General features: G+C 63.4%; 18 protein-coding genes. 11 read left to right on the top strand and 7 right to left on the bottom strand.

Annotation, left to right across the window (positions count from 1 at the left end; genetic code table 11):
• Positions 1-64: 64 nt before the first annotated feature.
• The 6 genes from pheS to JAB4_RS19490 all read left to right on the top strand — a co-directional run bounded on the left by pheS (position 65) and on the right by JAB4_RS19490 (position 6,934).
• Positions 65-1,081 (top strand): phenylalanine--tRNA ligase subunit alpha, encoded by a 1,017-nt coding sequence (gene pheS, locus JAB4_RS19515; protein ID WP_070217968.1) that lies wholly within the window; start codon positions 65-67, stop codon positions 1,079-1,081.
• 78 nt (positions 1,082-1,159) lie between these two features.
• Positions 1,160-3,586: a phenylalanine--tRNA ligase subunit beta gene (pheT, locus tag JAB4_RS19510; RefSeq protein ID WP_070217966.1), complete on the top strand. Its 2,427-nt coding sequence runs from the start codon at positions 1,160-1,162 to the stop codon at positions 3,584-3,586.
• Between the two features lie 172 nt (positions 3,587-3,758).
• Positions 3,759-4,106 (top strand): integration host factor subunit alpha, encoded by a 348-nt coding sequence (locus JAB4_RS19505; protein WP_010399205.1) that lies wholly within the window; start codon positions 3,759-3,761, stop codon positions 4,104-4,106.
• A 10-nt stretch (positions 4,107-4,116) separates the two neighbouring features.
• On the top strand, positions 4,117-4,524 hold the full coding sequence (locus JAB4_RS19500; protein ID WP_070217963.1) for a MerR family transcriptional regulator: 408 nt from the start codon (positions 4,117-4,119) through the stop codon (positions 4,522-4,524).
• A gap of 210 nt (positions 4,525-4,734) precedes the next feature.
• Positions 4,735-5,367 (top strand): response regulator transcription factor, encoded by a 633-nt coding sequence (locus tag JAB4_RS19495; protein ID WP_034783185.1) that lies wholly within the window; start codon positions 4,735-4,737, stop codon positions 5,365-5,367.
• 151 nt (positions 5,368-5,518) lie between these two features.
• Positions 5,519-6,934 (top strand): CHASE3 domain-containing protein, encoded by a 1,416-nt coding sequence (locus JAB4_RS19490; RefSeq protein ID WP_070217961.1) that lies wholly within the window; start codon positions 5,519-5,521, stop codon positions 6,932-6,934.
• Positions 6,935-6,998: 64 nt separating this feature from the next.
• Here JAB4_RS19490 and JAB4_RS19485 read toward each other — a convergent pair whose 3' ends face one another.
• Together JAB4_RS19485 and JAB4_RS19480 are read right to left on the bottom strand one after the other, a co-directional pair.
• Positions 6,999-7,751 carry a Crp/Fnr family transcriptional regulator gene (locus tag JAB4_RS19485; protein WP_162995832.1) on the bottom strand — a complete coding sequence of 251 codons (753 nt, stop codon included), beginning with the start codon at positions 7,749-7,751 and terminating at the stop codon, positions 6,999-7,001.
• A gap of 282 nt (positions 7,752-8,033) precedes the next feature.
• Positions 8,034-10,091: a methyl-accepting chemotaxis protein gene (locus JAB4_RS19480; RefSeq protein ID WP_070217959.1), complete on the bottom strand. Its 2,058-nt coding sequence runs from the start codon at positions 10,089-10,091 to the stop codon at positions 8,034-8,036.
• 174 nt (positions 10,092-10,265) lie between these two features.
• Here JAB4_RS19480 and JAB4_RS19475 point away from each other — a divergent pair, with 174 nt between their 5' ends.
• Both JAB4_RS19475 and JAB4_RS19470 read left to right on the top strand, forming a co-directional pair.
• The gene (locus tag JAB4_RS19475) at positions 10,266-11,942 is read left to right on the top strand and encodes a peptide chain release factor 3 (protein ID WP_070218005.1); all 1,677 of its coding nucleotides are present in this window, start codon (positions 10,266-10,268) and stop codon (positions 11,940-11,942) included.
• A 280-nt stretch (positions 11,943-12,222) separates the two neighbouring features.
• On the top strand, positions 12,223-13,182 hold the full coding sequence (locus JAB4_RS19470; RefSeq protein WP_121668350.1) for an IS110 family transposase: 960 nt from the start codon (positions 12,223-12,225) through the stop codon (positions 13,180-13,182).
• Between the two features lie 92 nt (positions 13,183-13,274).
• On the opposite strand, the gene JAB4_RS19465 is transcribed toward JAB4_RS19470, so the two are convergent.
• A complete protein-coding gene (locus tag JAB4_RS19465; RefSeq protein ID WP_070224649.1) occupies positions 13,275-15,167 on the bottom strand; it encodes an EAL domain-containing protein in 1,893 nt (630 codons plus the stop codon).
• A gap of 276 nt (positions 15,168-15,443) precedes the next feature.
• Positions 15,444-15,572: a hypothetical protein gene (locus JAB4_RS30970; protein WP_256267358.1), complete on the bottom strand. Its 129-nt coding sequence runs from the start codon at positions 15,570-15,572 to the stop codon at positions 15,444-15,446.
• 184 nt (positions 15,573-15,756) lie between these two features.
• Between JAB4_RS30970 and rnk the strand changes: the two genes are divergently transcribed.
• A complete protein-coding gene (gene rnk, locus JAB4_RS19460; RefSeq protein WP_162835757.1) occupies positions 15,757-16,164 on the top strand; it encodes a nucleoside diphosphate kinase regulator in 408 nt (135 codons plus the stop codon).
• Between the two features lie 56 nt (positions 16,165-16,220).
• Here the strand turns inward: rnk and JAB4_RS19455 are convergent, their stop codons facing one another.
• The 3 genes from JAB4_RS19455 to JAB4_RS19445 all read right to left on the bottom strand — a co-directional run bounded on the left by JAB4_RS19455 (position 16,221) and on the right by JAB4_RS19445 (position 18,557).
• Positions 16,221-17,249 (bottom strand): transporter, encoded by a 1,029-nt coding sequence (locus JAB4_RS19455; protein ID WP_175444840.1) that lies wholly within the window; start codon positions 17,247-17,249, stop codon positions 16,221-16,223.
• Positions 17,250-17,364: 115 nt separating this feature from the next.
• Positions 17,365-18,120: a YXWGXW repeat-containing protein gene (locus tag JAB4_RS31065; protein WP_343216318.1), complete on the bottom strand. Its 756-nt coding sequence runs from the start codon at positions 18,118-18,120 to the stop codon at positions 17,365-17,367.
• A gap of 188 nt (positions 18,121-18,308) precedes the next feature.
• Positions 18,309-18,557 (bottom strand): hypothetical protein, encoded by a 249-nt coding sequence (locus JAB4_RS19445; protein ID WP_070224650.1) that lies wholly within the window; start codon positions 18,555-18,557, stop codon positions 18,309-18,311.
• Between the two features lie 300 nt (positions 18,558-18,857).
• On the opposite strand from JAB4_RS19445, the gene JAB4_RS19440 reads away from it, so the two are divergent.
• Both JAB4_RS19440 and JAB4_RS19435 read left to right on the top strand, forming a co-directional pair.
• A complete protein-coding gene (locus JAB4_RS19440) occupies positions 18,858-21,191 on the top strand; it encodes a hypothetical protein (RefSeq protein ID WP_070224651.1) in 2,334 nt (777 codons plus the stop codon).
• 19 nt (positions 21,192-21,210) lie between these two features.
• Complete coding sequence (locus tag JAB4_RS19435) at positions 21,211-23,523, top strand: SUMF1/EgtB/PvdO family nonheme iron enzyme (protein WP_070224652.1); 2,313 nt, start codon at positions 21,211-21,213, stop codon at positions 23,521-23,523.
• Positions 23,524-23,669: the final 146 nt, after the last annotated feature.

Raw genomic sequence — 23,669 nt, 5'->3', positions numbered from 1 at the left:
GTTTTTGATTGTTGGGTTCTAGATTACTAAATCCAGGATTGATTTCCAAAACAGGAAAAGCCGCATGAACTCCCTAGAAGAACTCGTCGTCTCGGCCCAGGCTGACTTTATCGCCGCCGCAGACGCTGCCGCACTTGAAAACGCCAAAGCCCGCTACCTGGGCAAGACTGGCCAGATTACCGAAATGATGAAGGGCCTGGGCAAACTGGACCCGGACGCGCGCAAGGCGCAGGGCGCCCTGATCAACGCCGTCAAAGTGCAGATCGAAGACGCGCTGACGGCGCGCCGTGATGCGCTGGCTGATGCCCAGATGCAAGGCCGTCTGAACGCCGAAGCGATCGACGTGAGCCTGCCGGGCCGTGGCCGCATGCCCGGCGGCATCCATCCCGTGATGCGCACGTGGGAGCGTGTCGAGGAAATCTTCCGCTCGATCGGCTTCGACGTGGCCGACGGCCCCGAAATCGAGAACGACTGGACCAATTTCACGGCGCTCAACAGCCCGGAAAACCACCCAGCCCGTTCCATGCAAGACACGTTCTACATCGATGGCAACGACACCGACGGCAAGCCCTTGCTGCTGCGCACGCACACGAGCCCGATGCAGGTGCGCTATGCGCGCACGCATACGCCGCCGATCAAGGTCATCGCGCCGGGCCGCACCTACCGCGTCGACAGCGACGCCACCCATTCGCCGATGTTCCACCAGGTCGAAGGCCTGTGGATCGCCGAAGACATCAGCTTTGCCGACCTGAAGGGCGTGTACCTGAACTTCGTCAAGGCCTTCTTCGAAACGGACGACCTGCAGGTGCGCTTCCGCCCGTCGTACTTCCCGTTCACGGAACCGTCGGCCGAGATCGACATCGCCTTCGGCTCCGGCCCCCTGAAGGGCCGCTGGCTGGAAGTGTCGGGCGCCGGTCAGGTGCATCCGACCGTGGTGAAGAACTTCGGCCTCGATCCCGAGAAATTCATCGGTTTTGCTTTCGGCTCCGGCCTGGAACGCTTGACGATGCTGCGCTATGGCATCAACGACCTGCGCCTGTTCTATGAAGGCGACTTGCGTTTCCTGAAGCAATTCAACTAAGCGTTGTTCCGTTTGATTCATGGCGCTGGAGCGCCCGTGCGCTCGCGCTGTGAGCTTTGACCATTTGAAGGCTTGATTATGCAATTTTCCGAAAACTGGCTCCGTACCATGGTCGATCCGAAGATGACTTCGGACGAACTGGCCCATCTGCTGACCATGTCCGGTCTCGAAGTCGAGGACGTCGATCCTGTCGCGCCCCCGTTCTCGAACGTGGTGGTGGGCCTGGTCCTGGAGATGGAAAAACATCCGAACGCGGACCGCCTGAATGTATGCCAGGTCGATGTCGGCACGGGCACCATGCTCAACATCGTCTGCGGCGCGCCGAACGTGCGTCCGGGCTTGAAAGTCGTCTGCGCAATGGCCGGCGCCGTGCTGCCCCCTGGCGCCGATGGCAAGCCGTTTGAAATCAAGGTGGGCCAGCTGCGCGGCGTCGAGTCGCAAGGCATGCTGTGCTCCGCGCGCGAATTGAAATTGTCGGAAGAAAACGCCGGCTTGATGGAATTGCCGGACGACGCGCCGATCGGCCAGAATTTCCGCGATTACTTTGCCCTCAATGACTTGAAATTCACCATCAAGTTGACGCCGAACAAGGCGGACTGCCTGTCCGTGCTGGGTGTGGCGCGCGAAGTGTCGGCATTGACGGGCGTGCCCCTGAATGCGCCGCAGTTCCGCACCGTGCCGGTTTCCAGCGATGAAATCCTGCCCGTGAAAGTCAGCGCGCCGGACCTGTGCGGCCGTTTCACGGGCCGCGTCATCCGCGGCTTGAACGCCAAGGCAGCCACGCCGGACTGGATGAAGCAGCGCCTCGAGCGCAGCGGCCAGCGTCCGCTGTCGGCCCTGGTCGACATTTCCAACTATGTCATGCTGGAGCTGGGCCGTCCCAGCCACGTGTTTGACCTGGCAAAGATCCACGGCAGCCTCGACGTGCGTTGGGGCAAGGCGGGCGAATCCGTCAAGCTCTTGAATGGCAACACCGTTGCCGTCGACGAGTGGATCGGCGTCATTGCGGACGACCAGGAAATCGAATCGCTGGCCGGCATCATGGGCGGCGACGCCAGCTCGGTCTCGGACGATACGGACAGCATCTACCTGGAAGCGGCATTCTGGTGGCCGAACGCCATCCAGGGCCGCGCCCGCCGTTTGAATTTCTCGACCGATGCGGCGCACCGCTTCGAACGCGGCGTCGATTTCGCCACCACCGTCGAGCACATCGAGCGTATCACGGCCCTGATCGTGGAAATCTGCGGCACGCCGGCCACCACCGTCGGCCCCGTCGACGACCACGTGGTGAACTTGCCGCAACGCCAGCCCGTGACCATGCGCACGGCGCGCGCGCAAAAAGTCATCGGTGTGCCGCTCAACGATGCGCTGATCGCCGACATCTTCACGCGCCTGGCCCTGCCGTTCACCCTGGCGGACGGCGTGTTTTCCGTGACCTCGCCCAGCTACCGTTTCGACATCGAGATCGAGGAAGACTTGATCGAGGAAGTGGCGCGCGTATACGGCTTTGAAAACATCCCGACCTTGCCGCCCGTGGCCGCGAACGTGATGCAGATCGCACCGGAAAATACCCGCTCCTTGTTTGCGGTACGTCATGAGCTGGCCGACCTGGGCTTCCAGGAAGTGGTTAACATGAGCTTTGTCGATGCGGCATGGGAGCGCGATTTCTCGGGCAACACGAACCCGATCAAATTGCAAAACCCGATCGCCAGCCAGATGAGCGTGATGCGTTCCTCGTTGATCGGCAGCCTGATCGCCAACGTGCGCTACAACCTGAACCGCAAGACGAACCGCGTGCGCATCTTCGAAGTGGGCGCCATTTACCAGCGCGACGACAGCGTGCAAAACGGCCCCTTGTCGGTGGCCGGCTATGCCCAGCCCAAGCGCGTTGCCGCCATGGCCTACGGCGCGGTGGCCGACGAACAGTGGGGCCAGCCGTCCCGCACGGTCGACTTCTTCGACGTGAAGGCGGACCTGGAAGCGCTGTTCGCGCCGCTGGTCTTGCGTTTCACCAAGGCGGAACATCCGGCCCTGCATCCGGGCCGTTCGGCCAACGTGGAGCTCGATGGCAAGGTCATCGGTTTCATCGGGGAATTGCACCCGCGCTGGATGCAAAAGTACGACTTGCCGCTGGCGCCCGTGCTGTTCGAAGTCGATGCCGCTGCCCTGACGCAAAGAGTCGTGCCCGTGTACCAGGAAATCTCGAAATTCCCTGGCGCCAGCCGCGACCTGGCCGTGGTCGTCAAGCAATCGGTGGCCGTGCAGGATCTGCTCGACAGCTTCCATGCCGCCGCCAAGGCAAGCCCGGCGGCGCGTATCGTGCAAGCCATTGTTTTATTTGATGAATATCGTGGAAAAGGTCTGGAAGCGGATGAAAAAAGCCTTGCTTTCCGGATTAGCTTGCAAGATACTCAAAACACCCTGCAAGACGATGTGGTCGATGGCCTGATGGCTGTCCTGATCGATGCCGCCAAGCAGGGCCACGACGCGAAACTGCGTTCGTAATTACCGGACTGGCCGTCGCTTTTTGCGTGACGGCCTTTCCGTCGTCAATCGTAGACGAGCTTGCCATGTGGCGAGCTCGGGCGCACAGAAAAGGCAGGGCAGGAAAATTAATAACAGCGACGTTGATTCCGCCGTACTGCAATCCGCACTGGCCGCCGATTTGCATCGGGCCATGCTGGTTGCCAAAGTGCGCCAGGAAGCGGAAAAAGATTTACCCACCTTGACCAAGGCGGAACTTGCCGAACTGTTGTTCGAGCAAGTGGGCCTGAACAAGCGCGAAGCGAAAGATATGGTCGAGACCTTTTTCGACGAGATCCGCAATGCGCTCGAGCGTGGCGAAGCCGTCAAGCTGTCCGGTTTCGGCAATTTCCAGTTGCGCGACAAACCGCAGCGGCCGGGCCGCAATCCGAAGACGGGTGAAGAGATTCCCATCACGGCGCGCCGTGTCGTGACCTTTCATGCGAGCCAGAAGCTGAAAAGCATGGTCGAAGAGACCAGTCCGCTGGCACGTGCTGCCTGAGTGAGTGGCGATGAACGAGCGCATCAGTAAAACCGAGTTGATCGCCCCCTTGCCGCCCATTCCGGCGAAACGCTATTTCACGATCGGCGAGGTGAGCGAGTTGTGCGGCGTCAAACCGCATGTACTGCGCTACTGGGAGCAGGAGTTTTCCCAGCTCAAGCCGGTCAAACGACGCGGCAACCGCCGTTATTATCAGCATCATGAGGTGCTGCTGATACGCCGCATCCGCGAATTGCTGTACGAGCAGGGCTTTACCATCAGCGGCGCGCGCAACAAGCTCGACAGCCGTGGCGCATCGCATGCCATCGCCGACGAGCTGCCAGTGCTGCCGGCCATGCCTGCCGTGCCGCAGGAAGCGCCGCTGGACCGCGTGTGGATACGCAATGAATTAATTGCGATTTTAAACTTGCTAAAATAAGATTTGTACCAATATAGGTCGGGTTGTCCGGTAGCGGTTGACTAAGTTGACTATACTGCATGGGCGCTCCGCCTTGGTGCTGACGCTACCGTACGGCGCGCCATATTTTGAATATAATGTTAATGTTGCGTTTTTGTTAGTGACGCTAAGCCGGAGCAGCGTTCAGGTTCCGGTAGTCTTTCCCAGGCCAGGAAAATTTAAGGGGAAACAATGATACGCGTTGCCATTTGTGATGATCACCAAATAGTACGAGCTGGGTTCAAACAGATTTTTTCGTCGTCAAGCGACTTCAGTGTGGTGGCGGAAGCCGGTACCGGGCGCGAAGCGCTCGATATCGCCCGCCGCGAAATTTGCGATGTATTGCTGCTCGATATCGCCATGCCCGATCAGAGCGGCATCGATACCTTGCGCACGATCCGCCAGGGCCAGCCGGAATTGCCCGTGCTGATCCTCAGCGGCTATCCCGCGCAGCAATATGCGCTGAATCTGTTCAAGATGGGCGCGAATGGCTATCTGAACAAGGAATGCGAAGCCGACGAGCTGATGACGGCCGTGCGCACCGTATTCCAGGGGCGCCGCTATGTCAGCTCCACCGTGGGCGAGTTGCTGGCGCAGTCGTTCGACCGCGACACGAATGCCGCGCTGCATACGGAATTGTCGGACCGCGAGTTCCAGGTCTTCCTGCGCCTGGCGCGCGGCGCCACCGTGTCCGATATCGGCGTGGCCTTGTCGCTGAGCATCAAGACGGTCAGTACCTACCGTACGCGCATCATGGAAAAAATGGGCTTGCAATCGAACAGCGACTTGACCTATTACGCAATGAAAAACAATTTGCTTGACTAGCGCTGCGGTGCGATCATGGAAACATGATCGCTCAGCCAGCTAACCGGGCACGACTTGATGTTGTGCAGTGCAGCAGTTTGTGGCGAGGACTATAATTGGCCGGCGCCGGCGCTCTCTCCCGCGCCGAACCTTGCTAAGGATGCACACCAGGATGTATTTCACCGCTCAACCGGCCCCGAATCACCGCCTGCCCCTGTACAAGACGATCCTGTGCGTGACGTGCGCTTTGTTGCTTGTATTGAATGGTTTCAGTCTTTACCATAACCTGGAGTCGCTGAAGGGCACGAATGCCTTGCTCAGCCAGAGCGCCCGCGTGGCCGACCGCCTGCAGTATCTGAACGTGCTCGTGCTCGATGCGGAAAGCAGCTTGCGCGGCTATTTCATTTCCGGCTCCGAAACCTATCTGGGGCCGTCGAAGACCGCTGCCACCGAAATCGACAACGAATTCAACGAGCTGCAAACCTTGCTCGCGGGCAGTCCCACCCAGCTGAAAAACCTGGGCCAGCTGAAAAGTCTGATCCGCCGAAAAATGTCGATGTTGCAACAGTCTATCGACGTCTACAAGCAGGGCGGGTTGGCCGAGATCGTCAACATTTCCCGCGTGACCGATGACCGCGCCACCATGGACGAGATCCGTCTGCAGGTGGTGATCATGACGCGCGAGCAGAATGAAGCGCTGTCGACCGGCAGCGCCGCTTTTTATCATGAGTACCAGAAAGCCGTGCTGCTCGGCATCGGCATCAATGCCCTGGCCATCCTCGTGCTGATCATGTTTTACCAGCTGGTGCGGCGCAGCTTCCAGAACCGGGCAGCCGTCGAGTATGCATTGCAAAATGCCAACGATACCCTGGAATCGACGGTCAGCAAGCGCACGGAGCAGTTATCCGTGCTGTCGCGTCATTTGATCAGTGTCAACGAAGTGGAAAAAGCGCGCCTGGCGCGCGAGCTGCACGATGAACTGGGTGCCAACTTGACCTCGATCAGCATGGACCTGGGCGCCGTCACGCAGCAGTTGGCGCATACGCAGCCGGAACTGGCCGCGCAGCTGCGCCATGCCAAGGCGACCTTGCTGGAAACGGTGGAACTGAAGCGCCGCATCGTGGAAGACCTGCGCCCCAGCCTGCTGGACAACCTGGGCCTGTGCGCCGCCATCGAAAGCTATTGCGAGGATTTTGCGCGCATGAGCTCGGTGCGCTGCGAAACGGATGTGGCCATCAATATCGATAACCGCGAAGCGACCTTGACGATCGCCCTGTTCCGCATCGTGCAGGAATCGCTGACGAATATCCTCAAATATGCACGGGCCGGCATGGTCAGCGTGACCTTGAAACGCAACGAGCACGGCCTGGTGCTGCGCGTGATCGACGACGGCATCGGCATCACGGAAGATGCGCTGCAAAAACCGATGTCGCACGGCTTGCTGGGCATGCGCGAGCGGGCCCTGCTGCTGGGTGGCACGCTTACCGTGCGCCAGGGGCCGGAAGGCAAGGGGACGTGTGTGGAGGCCGTGATTCCCATGCCGCTGACGCCGGAGCTGGAAGATATCGATGTGGATGCCGAAGCGTAATTTCCTTGAGATAAAAAAATGGCCGGGCATGCAGCCCGGCCATTTTGCTAACTATCTTGCCCGATCAGCAGCGTGAAACGTCGCGCAGCAAGCGGTCGTATTCCGTCTTGGCGACCTTGTAGCACTCGCCCGCATAGCATTCCAGGCCGGCGCGGTCCAGCACCGTGATATTGCCGCGGCGATAGTGGATCAAGCCTTCTTCCTGAAGCTTGCCGGCGGCGGCCGTGATGCTTTCGCGGCGCACGCCCAGCATGATCGAGATCAGCTCTTGCGTCACTTTCAATTCATTCGATGGCGAACGGTCCAGGCGGTCCAGCAGCCAGCGGCACAGCTTTTGCTCGATCGAGCTGTGGCGGCCGCCGACGGCGTTCTGCGCCATCTGCGCAAACAGGGCGTTGGTGTAGCGCATCAGCAGCTGGGGCAGGGCGCCGCCTTGATTGAACGCGTCGCGCAGGCTCTGCGTTTTCAGGCGGTAGCCGTAACCGGCGCTTTGCACGACGGCCGTGCACATGGCGCGCTCGCCTGCCAGCAGCGAGGCACCGGCCACGCCTTCATGGCCGACCACGGCGATTTCCGTCGTGGCGCCGTCTTCCATGACATACAGCAGCGAAATGATGGCGGTGGTGGGGAAGTAGCTGTATTCCAGGTTGTTACCATAGGCATACAATTCCTTGCCGAACGGCAGTTCAACCAGTTCCAGGTCTTCGAACAGCGATTCGAGCGCGGCGCGCGGCAGGGCGGCCAGCAATTCATTCTGTTGGGCACTGCTGAGGCTAACCCGCGACGCAAGCTTGATTTCCCGTCCGGCCGCCGGCATGGCGCGCGGCAGCAGCTGGTTCTTCTGGACCGGGGTGCTAAGTTGAGTTTGGTTCATAGTATTCCTCACAGGCTTTTTACATCGGAGTGCGACTGCCGCGTTGCTGGTCAAAGAAGCTGCCGTGCTCATGTGATAACGGCGTTTTGTTCGACCGCGCGGTGCAGATCGCGATGTAGCTACTTTAAGAGCTTATGTAAGTGGCGAACATAAGATTAGCAGTCGCCACTTTGTAGTCTCTTTTGAGGCGAAATTGTAGTCCTTGTCCTACGTGCGCACTTTTGACTAGCTAGCCTTGCGCCGTTCTGCGCGATTTTGTGATATGACGCGCGGCTTGTTGGCGCTCCACAGGCCGGCCGGACGTACGCTGGGCAAGCCGTCGCGCACGCTCGCGGCCGGTGCCTGGCGCGTGGCTGGCACCTCGTGTTCGCCGAGGCGGAAGCGGCTGACGGCCTGCGTCAGCGCCTCGCCTTCCTGGTGCAGGCGCTGCGAACCGGCGCGCGCCTCGTCGACCAGACCCGCGTTCTGGCGCGTCATGTCGTCGATCTGCGCCAGCGCCTGGTTGATGCGGGCGATCTCGCCATTCTGTTCGGCGCCGGCGCTGCTGATGCGTCCGATCACCACGGCCACCTGCTGCACGGCGTCAACGACCTGGCGCATGGTGCTGCCGGCTGCATTGACCAGGTCGCCGCCCGCATCCACGGTGGCGACGGAATCGCCGATCAGGCGCTTGATTTCCAGCGCCGCCTCGTTCGAGCGCTGCGCCAGGCTGCGCACCTCGGATGCCACGACGGCAAAGCCGCGCCCTTGTTCGCCCGCGCGTGCCGCTTCCACGGCCGCGTTCAGGGCCAGGATATTCGTCTGGAAGGCGATGCCGTTGATGACGCTGATGATGTCGACGATCTTGTGCGAGCTGGCCTTGATCGAGGCCATGGTCTCGACCACGGCGCCGACGGTCTGTCCGCCTTTCAGGGCCACGTCGGCCGCCGTCGCCACCAGTGTGCGTCCCTGTCCTACGTGGGCTTCGTTGCGGCCCACGGTGGCCGTCAGCTCGCGCATCGAGTCCACGGTGGCGCCCAGCGCGTCCGCTTGCGTGGCCGTATGGCCGGACAGGGCGGCGTTGCCCTGGGCGATATCGGCGCCGGCCGCCGCGATGACGGCCGCGCCGCCGCGGATTTCCTGCACCAGGGCGGCCAGGCCGTGCGTCATGGCGCCGAAGTCGCGCACCAGGTCGCCGATCTCGTCGTGCGCCTGCGAAGTGATGCGCTGCGACAGGTCGCCCGCCGCCGCCGCGCCGACGGCCACGCGCAATTGCGTCACGTCGCGCGCGAACGCGGTATAAAAGCCTGCGCACAGGTAGGCGGCGGCCAGCAGCACCAGCAGCATGGCCGCCAGGATCAGGGCGCGGCGCGCCTCGTCGCGGGCGATGCGCTGCGCCAGCAAGTCGTCCAGCGCGGTGGCGGAGGCGCCGGAGAGCGCGTGCAGGGCGTCGATCGCCTGCATGCCGGCCGCGTGGAATTGCGCGCCCGACGTCTGGTCGTAGGAATTCGTCACTTCATTTTTCGTGCGTTCGAGGAAGGCCAGCGCGGCCGGCACGGCTTTCAGGGCCGGCTGCAGGCTGGCGCGCAGTTCCGGCCTGGCGGCAAGGATCTCGTCGAAACGGGAGGGCAGGCGTTCCAGTTCGTGGCGCGCGATCAGGGCGTTGGCGTTGACGAGCTGGTCTTCGTTCGCTTCGAACAGGCCCGTGTCGATGTAGGCGGCGCCGCGCCCGCCGATGTCCGACAGGCTTTCGGCCAGGTCGGGCAGGGTGGCGGTGAAGACGGCGCTCAGATGGTTGGCGCCCGCGTCCGGGTCCAGGCTCAGGTGCGAACGGTCGGCCACCAGCTGGCCCAGTTTGGCCGCCTGGCGCAGCAGCGCCGTGTGCGCCGCATAGCTGTCGCGCGCCGCCAGGCCCGCCTGGCGGCCCAGCAGGGCTTGCCACTGTTTCGTCAGTTCGGCCGCCTGGGGCAGGCCAGCGCCGGCCGGCAGGCGCGCCAGGGCCGCCAGAGAAGCCGTGATGCGCGCGTTAAGGGCCGTGTTGTCCATGCCTGCCTTGCCGCTCAGCCGCAAGTGCTCGAGGCCGCGCCGCTGCTGCAGCAGGCGCGTGCCTTCCTGCAACTGGCGCACATAGGCCACGCCCCGCTGCGCGTCCTGCGCCTGGGCCAGCGACTTGCCCAGTTCCGAGATCAGCAGGGTGGTTGCCAGCGCCAGCGGCAGCAGGAAGACCAGGCAGACAAGCATGAATTTGGGCAGCAGGCGCAGGCGCTGCATGAGTCGGATGGCGGGGGTGAGAAGGATTTTCATCGGGTTTCCAGGGTAGGGTGACAACATTTCTGCAGTGCAATGTTGCCTGCGGATTGTGACCCCTTGATGAAGTGGCTGATTTTGCTTTTCTCCACAGTGAAGCAGTTCACACGGAAGGCCGATCCTTCTGTAAAATCGAGGGTTTTTTGCGAGGGCCATATTATGGTCACCAATATGGCCAACGAGAACGACATCACTACCCCCGATTCCAGCGACAATGCGGACAACGCCGCAGCGCCGGCGAGCAGCAAGGCGCCGGCCGTGATCGCGCGCGAAGTGCAGCGCCGCCGCACCTTCGGCATCATTTCCCACCCGGATGCGGGTAAAACCACCTTGACGGAAAAACTGCTGCTGTTCTCGGGCGCGATCCAGATGGCCGGCACCGTCAAGGCCCGCAAGTCGGGCCGCCACGCGACGTCGGACTGGATGGAGATCGAGAAGCAGCGCGGCATTTCCGTCGCCTCCTCGGTGATGCAGTTCGAATTCCGCGACCACGTCGTCAACCTGCTCGACACTCCGGGCCACCAGGACTTCTCGGAAGATACCTACCGCGTGCTGACGGCAGTTGACTCGGCGCTGATGGTGATCGATGCGGCCAAGGGCGTGGAAGCGCAGACGATCAAGCTGCTGGCCGTCTGCCGCATGCGCAATACGCCCATCGTCACTTTCATGAACAAGATGGACCGCGAGACGCGCGATCCGCTGGACCTGCTCGACGAACTCGAATCGGTGCTGAAGATCCAGTGCGCGCCCGTCACCTGGCCTATCGGCATGGGCAAGAACTTCCGCGGCGTGTACCACCTGCTGAACGACGAGATCATGCTGTTCAAGGCCGGTGAAGAGAAGGCCGACGGCGCCTTCGAAATCATCAAGGGCATCGACAACCCGCGCCTGCAGGAGATGTTCCCGCTGGAGATGGACCAGTTGCGCATGGAAGTCGAATTGGTGCACGGCGCCTCGAACCCGTTCAACCTGGAGGAATTCCTCTCCGGCGTGCAGACGCCCGTGTTCTTCGGTTCGGCCATCAACAACTTCGGCGTGCGCGAGATTCTTTCCGCGCTGGTCGACTGGGCGCCGGCGCCGCGCCCGCGCGACGCGACCGTGCGTTCCGTCGATCCGACCGAGCAGCCATTCACCGGTTTCGTCTTCAAGATCCAGGCGAACATGGACCCGGCGCACCGCGACCGCATCGCCTTCCTGCGCGTGTGTTCGGGACGTTTCGAGCGCGGCATGAAGGTCAAGCACTTGCGCCTGGGGCGCGAGATCAAGGTGTCGAACGTGGTGACCTTCATGGCCTCCTCGCGCGAACAGGTGGAAGAGGCGTACGCGGGCGACATCATCGGCTTGCCGAACCACGGCAACATGCAGATCGGCGACAGTTTTTCCGAAGGCGAGATGCTGACCTTTACCGGCATCCCGTACTTCGCGCCGGACTTCTTCCGTTCCGTGCGCATCCGTAATCCGCTGAAGATCAAGCAGTTGCACAAGGGCCTGCAGCAGCTGGGCGAAGAGGGCGCGGTACAGGTCTTCAAGCCGGTGCAGGGCGGCGAACTGGTACTGGGCGCCGTCGGCGTGCTGCAGTTCGAAGTGGTGGCCAGCCGCCTGCTCAACGAATATGGCGTCGATGCCGTCTTCGAAGGCACCAGCATCAGCAGCGCGCGCTGGGTCAGCTGCGACGACAAGCGCGTTCTGCAGGATTTCGAAAACGCGCTGGGCCACAACGTGGCCTACGATGCGGCCGGCAACATGGCCTACCTGGCCACGTCGGGCGTCAACCTGCGCCTGACGGAAGAGCGCTGGCCGAAATTGACATTCCACGCGACGCGCGAGCATTCGGCGAAATTGGCTTGATGTAGCTGGTGATGTCGGATTACGCGCTTTGCGCTAATCCGACCTTGTATTATTCCCCTCATGCCGTTCGTGGTATTGCGAACGGTATCGACCGCTGTCAAAATCTTGGTAGGCATATCAAGACCGGGTAACTGGATGCCGTATCCGCCCTTAGGCCCCGAGCCAGCTCCGTAGATCTCGCACCAGTTACCCATCCTCCATGTCAAGATCGGACAGTATCTTTGGCACCGGCATGCCGGTTAGCCCGCATTTGCAAGGTAGATCGCAAGAGGACCACAGCATGTTTAATTTAGGAATCGACGTTGCCAAGGCCAAGCTCGACTGCGCGCTGCGCCTGCCCAACGGCAAGCATCGTAACAAGGTTGTCGAGAACAACCACCAAGGATTCACCGCGCTCCACGCATGGCTGCTGAAGCATGCTGCCGGCAGCCCCAGGGTGTGCATGGAAGCGACGGGCACGTATTGGGAAGGGGTTGCCGAATATCTCGCTGGACTTGGCATGGTGGTCAGTGTCATCAATCCGGCCCAGATCAAGGCCTTCAGCGCTTCGCGCCTGGTGCGCACCAAGACCGACAAGGTCGACGCACAGCTGATCGCCGACTTCGCCCATGAACGCCAGCCAGAGCCCTGGCAGGCGCCATCGCCGGCCGAGCAATCGCTGCGCGCGCTGGTGCTGCGCCTGGATGCCTTGCAAGCGATGCGCCAGCAGGAAAGCAACCGGCTTGAAGTGGCGCGCGCGGCGGTACGCCAGGGTATCGAGGATCATATTGCCTGGCTCGATGCCGAGATCAAGGCGCTGATCCTGGCGATCCGCCGTCATATCGATGACGACCCGGATTTACGCGGCAAGCGCGAATTGCTCGATAGCATCCCTGGCCTGGGCGAGCGCACGATTCCCGTGCTGCTGTCCTACTACGCCAATCCTGAGCGCTTCGACAGCGCCAAGCAGGCGGTGGCGTTTGCGGGCCTCGATCCGCGCCAGCACGAGTCGGGTTCCAGCGTGCGTGGCAAGCCACGCATGTCGAAGGTCGGCCACAGTTTCCTGCGCAAGGCACTGTACATGCCGGCCATGGTGGCAGTGCATAAGACGCCTTGGGGCAAGCGCTTCGGTCAGCGCCTGCGTGACGCCGGCAAAGCGCCCAAGCTGATCATTGGCGCCATGATGCGCAAGCTGGTGCACGTGGCATTCGGCGTGCTCAGGTCGGGAAAAATATTTGATCCGGCCTTGCACGCCGCTTGACGGGGATAACAGTATCTACGCCGACCTGCCTGTGCATGGCGTAGGTCGGATTAGGCCAACGGCCGTAATCCGACACCATCGTTGGCAGCAACTCAAGCCGGCAAAATCGTCCGCGTGCTCCAGTCGCGCCGCTCCAGCAGCAATGCCGTCAGCTGCGCCGCCGTCATCGGTCGCGCAAAGAAGTAGCCCTGCACGTTGTCGCAGCCCGCTGTTCTTAAAAATTCCACCTGCTGCAAGGTCTCCACCCCTTCGGCCACCACTTTCAGGTGCAGGCTGTGCGCCATGGCGATGATGGCCGTGACGATGGCTTCGCCCTCGCCGGGCAGGTCGTGCACGAAGCTGCGGTCGATCTTCAGCTGGTCGATCGGCAGGCGCTTCAGGTAGGACATCGACGAATAGCCGGTGCCGAAATCGTCGATCGACAGGTGGATGCCCGTCTCCTGCAGGCGCCGCATCAGTTCCACGTTGGCGTGGACGTTGTCCATCAAGACCCCTTCCGTGATTTCCAGCTCCAGCAAGCCATGCGGCAGCTGCGTTTCGTGCAGGATGGCGCGGATGTCGTCCATCAGGCCCGGGTCGCGCGCCTGACATGCCGACAGGTTGACGGCCACGTGCTCGAGCGAGTCGAGCAGCCCCGCCTTGCACCAGACGGCGGCCTGGCGGCAGGCGCTTTGCAGCACCCAGCGTCCCAGATCGACGATGATGCCGCTTTCCTCTGCCACGGGGATGAATTCGGCAGGGCTCAGCTGACCCATCTCGCGGCAGTTCCAGCGTACCAGCGCTTCCACGCCGACGATGCGCCCGCTGCGCAAGTCGATCTGCGGCTGGTAGTGCAGATACAGTTCCTCGTTTTGCAGCGCGCGGCGCAGGTTCGCTTCCATGCGCAGGCGTCGCTGGGCGCGAAATTCCATTTCGGCCTTGAACACGGCGTAGCGGTTCTTGCCCTGGTGCTTGGCGTGGTACATGGCCGTATCGGCATTGCGCGTCAGGGTGGCCACGTCCTGCGCGTCGAACGGGTACAGGCTCACGCCGATGCTGGCGCTGACATACAACTGGTGGCCTTCGAGGTCGAACGGTTCGGCCAGCACGGCGAGGATCTTGCTCGCCACGCTGGCCATTTCCGAGGCGTCGTCGGCCGGTTCGACGATGACGACGAATTCGTCGCCGCCGATGCGGCAGATGATGTCGGTGCCGCGCAGGATGGCCACGAGGCGCTCGGCGACGAGCTTGAGCAACTGGTCGCCGCAGTGGTGGCCCAGCGTATCGTTGACGATCTTGAAGTTGTCCAGGTCCAGCAGCAGCAGGCCCACGCTGCTGTCCTGGCGGTCGGCGCGCGCCAGCGCGTAGGCCAGCGCGTCGTTGAATTCATGGCGGTTCGGCAGCTGCGTAACGGAGTCGACGTGGGCCAGGTAGTGCAAATGGCTTTCCGCATGCTGGGCGGCGGTGCGCGTGCGGCGCACCATCAGGAACGTCAGGCCGAATGCGCACAGGCAGACGAGCAGGGTGAAGGCGGCAAATTGTGCCAGGCTGGCGTACAGCGGCGCCAGGCTGGCGCGCAGGTACAGGGCGCCGCCGCCGGGCAAGGTCTTGAGGATGGCGGCGCTGCCGTCCAGGTAATCGAGGTGCACGCCGTTGCGCGGCGCCGCAGGCACGCTATCGACGCTGCTGCGCGCATAGCGGGCAAACGGCGCGCCATAGGGACTGTAGAGCAGGGCTTGCCGGATATGCGGGGCGGCGGCGAGGGGAGCGAGCAGTTGTTGCGCCGCCAGGCGATTGTCCTGGCGCATGGCCTCGGTGGTGGCGGGCGCCAGCATGTCGGCCTGGATCTGCAGGCTGCGCTGGAGGGATGCCTGGAGGGAAAACAACTGGAAGAGGATCAGCAGCAGGCTGGCCATGGCCAGCATGGCCGCCGCGGCCAGCAAGTTCAGCCGGGCTATCCGGTCGCCGCGTAATTGCACGGACGGCAGTATCAATGGCGTCATCATGACGCTTCCTCCTGCCGGCCCCGCTTGCCGCCGCCCCGTGTGATCGCGCCTCGCCCTGCCATACTTTACGTTCCAGTCTGAAGAAAACCGAAGTGAGCCGGAACTCTCAACGTGTTGCTAAGTGTTGCTAAGGCCGACATATTGTCATTTTGCAGCGTGAAAGTACAGGGCGTGCGGCAATTTAGTATCCATGCCGGGCACCGCTGGCGGTAGACAAGGCGACAAGACAGGCGGAAAAGGCGGGCGTGTCTTTCTAATAATAATACATACTGAAGTTTAATCCTTTTTTTGCCTGCCGGTTTTTTTCTCTAAAAACATGCTGAAGGTAAACAAAATACCGCCAAGAATAACTTCAATGTGCCCGGCCATTCCGGCACGGATTAACTTTTTGACTGTATCGGCCATTGCAAGTCATTGATTTTAATAAATTTTAATGAAGAATGCGCGAACGCTATGGCCTTGCTTCGCGAGTTCGTCCATAATCCGCTGATGATGGACGTTCTGATGCTGTTTGTTTTGTCTGCCGCGGCCAAGCAAGTCGCCGCCAGCAAAACCGGACGCCGCCCTAATGATCAATAGTGAGGATATCTTGGAAAAAAAACCAAAAATTATTTTGTCGTCACAAGACCTGGAACGACTGGAAGCGTTGTTGTATGCCTTGGGTAATAACTTATCGCCGGACAAGGCCGCCTTGCTCGATGAGCTGGGCCGCGCCGAGGTGCTCGAACCGCAAGAGATTCCCCCGACCGTCGTGACGATGAATTCCACCGTGCGCTTCACGGTGGAAAACAAGGAGGAATTCTGCCTCACGCTCGTCTATCCGAAGGATGTGGAAGGCCAGGCCGACCGCATTTCCGTGCTGGCGCCCGTCGGCAGCGCGCTGCTGGGCCTGTCCGTGGGCGACAGCATCGCCTGGCCCATGCCGGGCGGCGTGGTGAAGGTCAAGATCGAGGAAATCGTCTATCAGCCTGAACGGGCCGGCGAGTACCACCGATAAGCAATGACGGCGGACGGCGCCTGCCGTTCGCCTGCCAGGCCGTGCCAGGACGGAAATTAACTGTTTCGCTGCACGCGCACCACCAGCCATCCCGCCACGACCGTAAATGTGACGATGATGGCGACGATGATCCAGAAGCCCTGCGGATGCTGGGCCAGCGGAATACCCCCCACATTCATGCCCAGCATGCCGGCGATGATATTGATCGGCAGGGCCAGCACGGTGACGATGGTCAGCACGAACAGGCTGCGGCTGTTTTCCTCGTTGACGCTGGCGGCGATCTCTTCCTGCAGCAGCTTGATGCGTTCCTGTAGCGAGGACATATCGCTGAGCACCACCGAAAATTCCTCCGTCGATTGGCGCAGTTCCAGGCTGTCCAGTTCCGACACCCATGCGGGCGGACGCTGCAGCAGGCGGAACAGGGCGGCCGGTTCCGGCGCCAGCAGGCGCTGCAGCCGCACCAGCACGCGCCGCATGGCGCCCAGGTCTTCGCGTTTCGGCACCAGGCGCCCGGCCAGCAAGTGATCCTCGATATCGTCGACCCGTGCCACGGCATCGCGCACGATGTTGACCAGCACGTCGGCCTGGTCGCGCAGCAGGTGGATCAGCAGTTCCACCGACGAGCGGATCGGTTCGTGGTTCTTGATGACGGCCTGGCGCAGCCGTTCGATCGACTGCAGCGGCGCGCGGCGCGCCGTGATGACGAGGTTTTGCGCCACGCTGGCCCACATGGTGGAAATGTCCGACGCTTCGAACGAGAAATTGTGCACCACATCGTTGACCACGGCGATCAGGGTATTTTCCGCCTGCTCGATGCGCGTGGAACGCGAACCCTGGTGCAGGGTTTCATAGAATTCGTCGGCCAGCTGCGTGTGCGTCATCAGCCATTTTTCGCTGGCCGCATGCGACAAATTAAAATGCAGCCAGACGAATTCCTGCGCCGGCCGCGCCGCGCCATCGGCCAGCCAGGCCAGCGCGGCCGTCGAGTCGAGCGCCAGCGGCTGCGCCTCGCGGCCAAACAGGAAGCCCCAGACCAGGCCCGAGGTGTCCGAGCCGTAGGTAAAACCGGCAGTTTCCATCGCCATCGTGAATCTTTCTCGCGCAGTGTGATTGATCGTCGCGCGATGTTAATACACGGATGTGTCCGGAAAATGACAAGGCCACCGCGATGGGTGGCCTTGTCCGGACTACGGCTGCATATTAATTGCGATGGGGATTATCGGGACGGCGGTCGTCGCGGTTCGGAACGCCGTCGCCGTCGCGGTCGTGGCGGTTGCCGTTGTCGCGGTCATAGCGGTTGGGGATGCCGTCGCCGTCACGGTCGTGGCGGTTGCCATTGTCGCGGTCATAACGGTTGGGGATGCCGTCGTGGTCGCGGTCGCCGTTCGGGCCGCGTGGCGACCAGCGGCCTTGCTCCATCTGCCAGCGGCCGTCGCGCTGGTTCCATGCGGGCGGCGCATACACGTAGCCGGGGCGTTCGGCGATCCATACGCCAGGTGTCCAGGCGTAGCGCTGGCTGCGCCATTCCCAGTGGCCGGGCACCCAGGCGTAGCCGTGGCGGGCGCGCGGGATGGCTTCGCGGCGCGGCGGCGGCGGAGCGATGCGGATGTCGTCATAGCGCACCGGCTGCACCTGTGCGGCGACCCAGCCGCCACGGTCCAGGCGCCAGCGGTTGTTCTCTTGTATCCAGGCGGCGCGGCGGTACTGGTTGCCGCCGCGTTCGCGCAGCCATTCTCCGTCGTTCCACACATGGCGCTGGCCATCCCAGTTCCAGTAGCCTGGCGCCCAGACATAGCCGGCGCGCGGTGCCGGCACGCTTTCAAACCGTGGCGGAGGCGGGGCGTTGCCGACGACAATGCTGACGCCGAGCTGATTCTGTGCCATGGCCTGCGCGGGCAGGAAGGCTGCGGCGCTGATGGCAAGCATGGCTGCTGCGTAGAGTGTGATGGGTTTCATGATGTGCTCCATTTCGGTGATTGCGTGAAATGGACTATAGGCGCTTGCCGGCGGTTTTTCGCCTTTGATTCAACTTATTACAATTGACACAATGCTGTGTGTCCGTGTATCCGTGGCCGATACAAATGGCGGCCTGGCGCGGTCGCATTCAAACTGGCGCCAGGCGGCGTGGGGTCAGCATCGGTGACTCACAGGGCGCTGGCGGTGGTGTTGCCCAGCAAGGCCTGGCGTTCCTCGATCAGCGAGATTTTCTTTTCCTGTTCCGTCAGGCGCTTGGCGCTGACGACGACGACGGGGATGGCGTTCGCCTGCGCCGTATTGCCGGTTTCTGCCGCCTGTGGCCTGGTGAAGCTGGCATAGCTGGCACCGCAGGCGATGGCGACGGCGACGGTGAAGATGGCTTCCATGTTTTTCAGGGCGTTTTTTTGCGTGTTCATGATCGTTCCTTTCGTGTGGCGGGTGGGTATGCATGCACTGTAGCCAAGCGCCCGCCGGCCCGCCATGCGCATGCGACCAGCCGTGGTTTTGGCGGGATGGCCTGCAAAAAAACGGCGCTGAAATGCCTGCGCGGGCGACCGCTTGAATTGAGGCCTAATTAGCCCTGTATCCGTGCATATGAATGTACTTGCCGCGTGGCATTATTTGATACTGCGCGGTGTAGCGTGCGCCGCCGGCGCTCCTGCTAGAATCGCTACGGTAGCCAGCGCGCACGCAATCATTCTCATCAGGAGTCACACATGTTCCAATTGTTTGGTTTTGGCGGCGCCCGCTGCCCGCGCTGCGAGCACAAGAACGGCGCTGCCGCCGGCTACTGCGCGCAATGCGGCTTGTCGCTGGGCGCCCCCGACAGCGACGCGGTGCTGCATGCCAATCAATGGCATCTTGCTGATGGGCAACTGGCCCTGTTCTTCGGCGTGCGCGAGTTGTCCTCGCTGTTCGGCAGCGCCGCGCGCCGCCTGCAGGTGCCCGCCGAGTCGCGCGCCTGGATCGTGCAATCGGACGCTTTCACCTTGATACCGGCTGGCGACTACGACAGCGCCGCCTTCTTCGCGCGCCTGCCGGCGCTGCTGCCGGCGCGCCCGGCCGAAGTGCTGATCGCGCGCGCCGACGCCGTCAGCCTGGAATTCGATCTGCCCGCCCTGGCCAGCACGGAGCTGCTGGACGTCGCCGCCGCGCTGCGCGTGGACATCGCGCTGGGCCAGCCCGATGCGTTCGCGCGCCAGTTCATGCGCGCGCCGGGCGCCGTCACGCGCGCCCACCTGCACGCCTTGCTGCTGCCGTCCGTGCGCCAGATCGCGCTGGAATTCATCGGCAGCCGCGCACTGCGCGAGATGGACGCGAATGGCGACCTGCGGCCCGAATTGAACGAGCGCCTGCAATCGGCCCTGACGCAGCGCCTGGCGCCGTCCGGCCTGGCCGTGGCGCGCGTGGAAACGCTCAGTTTGCGACACGACAAGCGCGCGGGCGAGGGCGATGCTGGCACCAGCATCGGCACCCTGTGGCTGGGCGGCTTGCCGGCGCAGGAACTGGAACAGCACAGCCTGGAGCGCATGAAGCAGCTCGACCAGCTGTATGACGAGGAAGAATGGCAGCGCATCCGCCGCGAGGAACTGGCGGCGCGCCACGCGCACCGGCGCGCCGAACTGCGGCAGGACGCGACGCTGGAAAAGGCGGAACTGGGCCACCAGGAGGCAGAACGCCTGCAAGCGCTGCGCGGACGCCAGATCGACCTGTATGGCCGCATCCTGGAAGCGAAGTCGCGGCGCCAGGCGCTCGACCATGGCGCCGCGCTGGCGCTGGGCGAGCTGGAACAGGAACTGGCGCAAAAGGGCGCGCAGCGCGCCGATGCAGCGGCCAACTGGGAACACGTGCGCGCGCTGGCCGCCATCAAGATGCGCAGCGAGCTGGAATTGTCGCAGCTGCACGGACGCGAACAGATCCAGATGGCGCAGCAGCGCTTTACCCACCAGGTCCACTTGCAGTCGATCGCGCAGCAGGTGGAAAGCGCGCTGCTGATCGACGACGAGACGGGCCGCCGCACCCAGCTGGCGCGCCTGCGCCAGGCGGAAGCGGATGCGGCCCAGCGCGAGGCGCAGCTGGAGGCGGAGCAGCACCAGGCGGCCTGGCAGGGCCTGATGCTGGCCAACGCGGCGCGCAAGCGCGAGGCCGAGCGGGTGCAGGAGTGGGAAGACCAGATGCAGCTGGCGCGCCAGCGCGAACTGCTGCGCGCCGAGGCGCACAAGGATGAAGCGGCCCAGGTGCAGGCGGCGGAGATCGCGGAAAAGGTGGCGGCGCTGCGGCGCGGCGGCGCGCGCGAGGAGGCCGTCGCGCAGCAGGAAAAGCTGCTGCGCACCATCGAGGCCGACGGCGTGCACGCGCGCCAGCTGCAGCAGCAATCGCAGCTGGCGCAGCTCGACGCGCTGGCCATCGAGGAACAGCGCCAGCAGCTGCGCCAGCTGGAACAGGAAGCGCAATGGCAGCGCGACTTGCTGGCCATGGCGCAGCAGCGCGAAAGCGATTACGCGCGCTGGAAGGGAGAATATGAGGCGTTGCTGGCGCAGCAGGCGCATGCGGCCGAACTGGCGCGCATCGATATCGACCGCATCGAGAAAATCGGTTCGCTGAGCGACACGGGCAAGGTGGCCATGGCCGCCGGGCAGAACGCGGCCGCGCTGGCGCAAGTGCTCAAGGTGCAGCTGCAGGCGGGCATGAGCGCCGAGCAGATCCACGCGCTGGCGGCGCTGGCGGCGGCCGAGAACAGCGTCGCGCCGCTGGACGTGCTGCGCATGGCGCAGGACAGCGTGGCGCAGGAGCGCAGCTACCTGGAAGGCCAGGCGGAGCGCGAACGGCGCCAGCAGCTCGACCTGATCAACCTGCAGAACGCGGCGCACGCGCACGGCCTGTCGGCGCAGGCGCAGCTGGGCGTGGCCGTGGCGCAGGCGCTGCAGCCGGGTGCGGCTTCCGCCGCACCGGCATCGGCGCCGGCCCGCTGCAAGAACGGCCATGCGCAGCGCGCGGGTCACCCGGAAGATAAATTCTGCGCCGCCTGCGGTGTCGCCCTGCAGCCTTGATGGAAGCGTTTCACCCCAGATGATGCAAAAAGCACGAGACAAACTGCGGGAACTGCGCGCCCTCCACGACGACGGGCTGCTCAGCGAGCAGGAATTTGAACGCCGCAAGAACGCCATCCTCGACGCCGAGTACGCGCCGCCCGGCGCCGCTCCCGTGGCCGCGCCGTTGCCCGTGCGCCAGGGCACGGAGCTGGGCTTCATGACGGGCCAGGAAATCGGCCCGCAGAACCGCCGCTACCGGCTCGAACGGCTGATCGGCACGGGCGGCATGGGGCAGGTATGGCAAGCGACCGACCTGGCCACGCACGCGGAGCTGGGCAGCAGCGAAATGGTGGCGCTGAAGATCTTGCCGCCGCAGCTGACGCAAAGCGCCACGCATGCCAAGCTGCTGATCGAGGAAGCGACCCAGGCGAGGAAGCTCGCGCATGAAAACATCGTGCGCGTCTACGAGTGGGCGCAGGACCCGGCCACGGCCAGCTATTTCATCATCATGGAATGCCTCGATGGCGAAGACCTCGAGCATTATCTGGCGCGCGAGGGCGCGCTGCCTCTGTCCACGGTGCAGCAACTGCTGCAGCCGGTGGCCGACGCCCTGTCGTATGCGTGGGAAAAGCACAAGCTGGTGCACCGCGACATCAAGCCGGGCAACGTCTTCCTGACGGCGAAAGGCGACGTCAAGCTGCTTGACTACGGCATCGCTTCGCGCGTGCGCAATGCGGACAGCAGCCTGGCACTGGACATGCCGAATGCGGGCACGCACGGCTACCGGGCGCCCGAGGCCGGCGCCAACCAGCGCCAGCCCAGCCCGCGCCTGGACGTGTATGCGGTGGCCGTGATGATCTATCAGATGCTCGAAGGGCGCATGCCGTTCGACGACGCGCGCAGCGCCAGCCATCTGCCGTCGGCGCCGCAAGCGCTCAACGCGCAGCAGTGGCAGGTGCTGCAGAACGGGTTTTCGCTGACGCCGGAATTGCGTCCGCAATCGGTGCAAGCCTTGCTGGAAAACCTGGAGCGCGCGGCCGGGCCGTCGCCCGAAGAACTGGCGGAGCAGGCGCGCCAGCAGCAGGCGCGCGCGGCGCAGCAGCAAAAGGAGGCGGCGCTGGCCGCCGAACAGGCCCGCGAGGCGGCGCTCAAAGAGGCACGTGCGCGCCAGGAAGAACTGGACCAGCGCCGCAAGGCGGAAATCCAGGCGGCGGCGCTGGAAAAGCAGCGACTGGACAAACTGCGCCGCGAGCAGGAGGCGCAGCGCCATTTCGAAGCGGAAGAGGCGCGCAAGCTGCGCAAGGAAGCGCTGCGCGGCCAGCTGCGCGCGCGCCGCGAAGCCGATGCCGCCACCGCCTTGCAGGAACACCAGGAATTGCAGCGCAAGGCCATCGTCGCCAAGGCGGAGGCAGCCTACCGCGCCGAGCAGGAACGCGCGCGCCGCGAAGAGGCCAGCCGCGCCGCCGCGGCCGCTGTCCCGGCGCCGGCTTCCGCGCCTGTGCCGGAAGCGGACCACGTGGAACCGGTGCCCAATGCGGAAGGCGTCTTGCGCGACGATTTTCTCGATGGCTCGGGACAGGGGCCGGAACTGGTGCTCATTCCCAGCGGCCGTTTCCAGATGGGCGCGCACGAGACGGAACACAAGGCCGCCATCCAGGCCGGCTCGCAACAGGCCTGGCTCGAGCGCGAGATGCCGCAGCACTGGGTCGGCATCTCGCGCCCGTTCGCGCTGGCCCGGCATCCCGTCAGCGTGGGCGAATGGCGCGCCTTCGTCAAGGCGACCGGCTGGGCCGGCGGTTCCGAGACGGACTGGGACAATCCCGGCTTCGTGCAGAACGACCAGCACCCGGTGGTGGGCGTGAGCTGGAATGACGCGCAGCTGTATCTGGGGTGGCTCAGCGAGCGTACCGGGCGCAAGTACCGCCTGCCCAGCGAAGCGGAATGGGAATACGCATGCCGCGCCGGCACGCGCACGGCCTTCAACGTGGGCGATACGATCAGCACCGAGCAAGCCAACTACGACGGTCTGTATGTGTACAACGGCGGCCCGCGCGGCGTGTACCGGGGCGGCACCAGCCCGCTGGGCACCTTCGCGCCGAATTCCTGGGGCCTGTTCGACATGCATGGCAATGTGTGGGAATGGGTGCAGGACGTGGTGCACGACAATTACGAAGGCGCGCCCGTCGATGGCAGCGCATGGGAAGAGGGCAGCGACAGCAGCCGGCGCATCCTGCGCGGCGGCTCGTGGCTGTACCACCCGCGCTACCTGCGCTCGGCCCTGCGCAACGGTTTTTCCACCGTGCTGTCGAACGACATCGTGGGCTTCCGCGTGGCGCGCACGCTCGATTAGGCAAGTACGGCGCCTGGCGTCGTCACGCCGGACCCGGAAGAAATGGCGCTGATGGCCGACGCCGTCTTCCGTATCATATGACCAGGTAGCAGGAGAGCGGGCTGCGCCAAGCGGGCAAACGGTGTAAATTGTGGCTTTCCAAACGC

It is taken from the genome of Janthinobacterium sp. HH102, assembly GCF_001758625.2.
Lineage (GTDB): Bacteria > Pseudomonadota > Gammaproteobacteria > Burkholderiales > Burkholderiaceae_D > Janthinobacterium.
The sequence above is the reverse complement of the archived record's forward strand: the minus strand, read 5'-3'. Positions and strand labels throughout refer to the sequence as shown.

Bases quoted from the DNA above. Each gene is read 5' to 3' on its own strand.
- pheS (WP_070217968.1), top strand. From the start codon at position 65: ATGAACTCCCTAGAAGAACTCGTCGTCTCGGCCCAGGCTGACTTTATC.
- pheT (WP_070217966.1), top strand. From the start codon at position 1,160: ATGCAATTTTCCGAAAACTGGCTCCGTACCATGGTCGATCCGAAGATG.
- JAB4_RS19505 (WP_010399205.1), top strand. From the start codon at position 3,759: ATGCTGGTTGCCAAAGTGCGCCAGGAAGCGGAAAAAGATTTACCCACC.
- JAB4_RS19500 (WP_070217963.1), top strand. From the start codon at position 4,117: ATGAACGAGCGCATCAGTAAAACCGAGTTGATCGCCCCCTTGCCGCCC.
- JAB4_RS19495 (WP_034783185.1), top strand. From the start codon at position 4,735: ATGATACGCGTTGCCATTTGTGATGATCACCAAATAGTACGAGCTGGG.
- JAB4_RS19490 (WP_070217961.1), top strand. From the start codon at position 5,519: ATGTATTTCACCGCTCAACCGGCCCCGAATCACCGCCTGCCCCTGTAC.
- JAB4_RS19485 (WP_162995832.1), bottom strand. From the start codon at position 7,751: ATGCCGGCGGCCGGACGGGAAATCAAGCTTGCGTCGCGGGTTAGCCTC.
- JAB4_RS19480 (WP_070217959.1), bottom strand. From the start codon at position 10,091: ATGAAAATCCTTCTCACCCCCGCCATCCGACTCATGCAGCGCCTGCGC.
- JAB4_RS19475 (WP_070218005.1), top strand. From the start codon at position 10,266: ATGGCCAACGAGAACGACATCACTACCCCCGATTCCAGCGACAATGCG.
- JAB4_RS19470 (WP_121668350.1), top strand. From the start codon at position 12,223: ATGTTTAATTTAGGAATCGACGTTGCCAAGGCCAAGCTCGACTGCGCG.
- JAB4_RS19465 (WP_070224649.1), bottom strand. From the start codon at position 15,167: ATGATGACGCCATTGATACTGCCGTCCGTGCAATTACGCGGCGACCGG.
- JAB4_RS30970 (WP_256267358.1), bottom strand. From the start codon at position 15,572: ATGGCCGATACAGTCAAAAAGTTAATCCGTGCCGGAATGGCCGGGCAC.
- JAB4_RS19455 (WP_175444840.1), bottom strand. From the start codon at position 17,249: ATGGCGATGGAAACTGCCGGTTTTACCTACGGCTCGGACACCTCGGGC.
- JAB4_RS31065 (WP_343216318.1), bottom strand. From the start codon at position 18,120: ATGAAACCCATCACACTCTACGCAGCAGCCATGCTTGCCATCAGCGCC.
- JAB4_RS19445 (WP_070224650.1), bottom strand. From the start codon at position 18,557: ATGAACACGCAAAAAAACGCCCTGAAAAACATGGAAGCCATCTTCACC.
- JAB4_RS19440 (WP_070224651.1), top strand. From the start codon at position 18,858: ATGTTCCAATTGTTTGGTTTTGGCGGCGCCCGCTGCCCGCGCTGCGAG.
- JAB4_RS19435 (WP_070224652.1), top strand. From the start codon at position 21,211: ATGATGCAAAAAGCACGAGACAAACTGCGGGAACTGCGCGCCCTCCAC.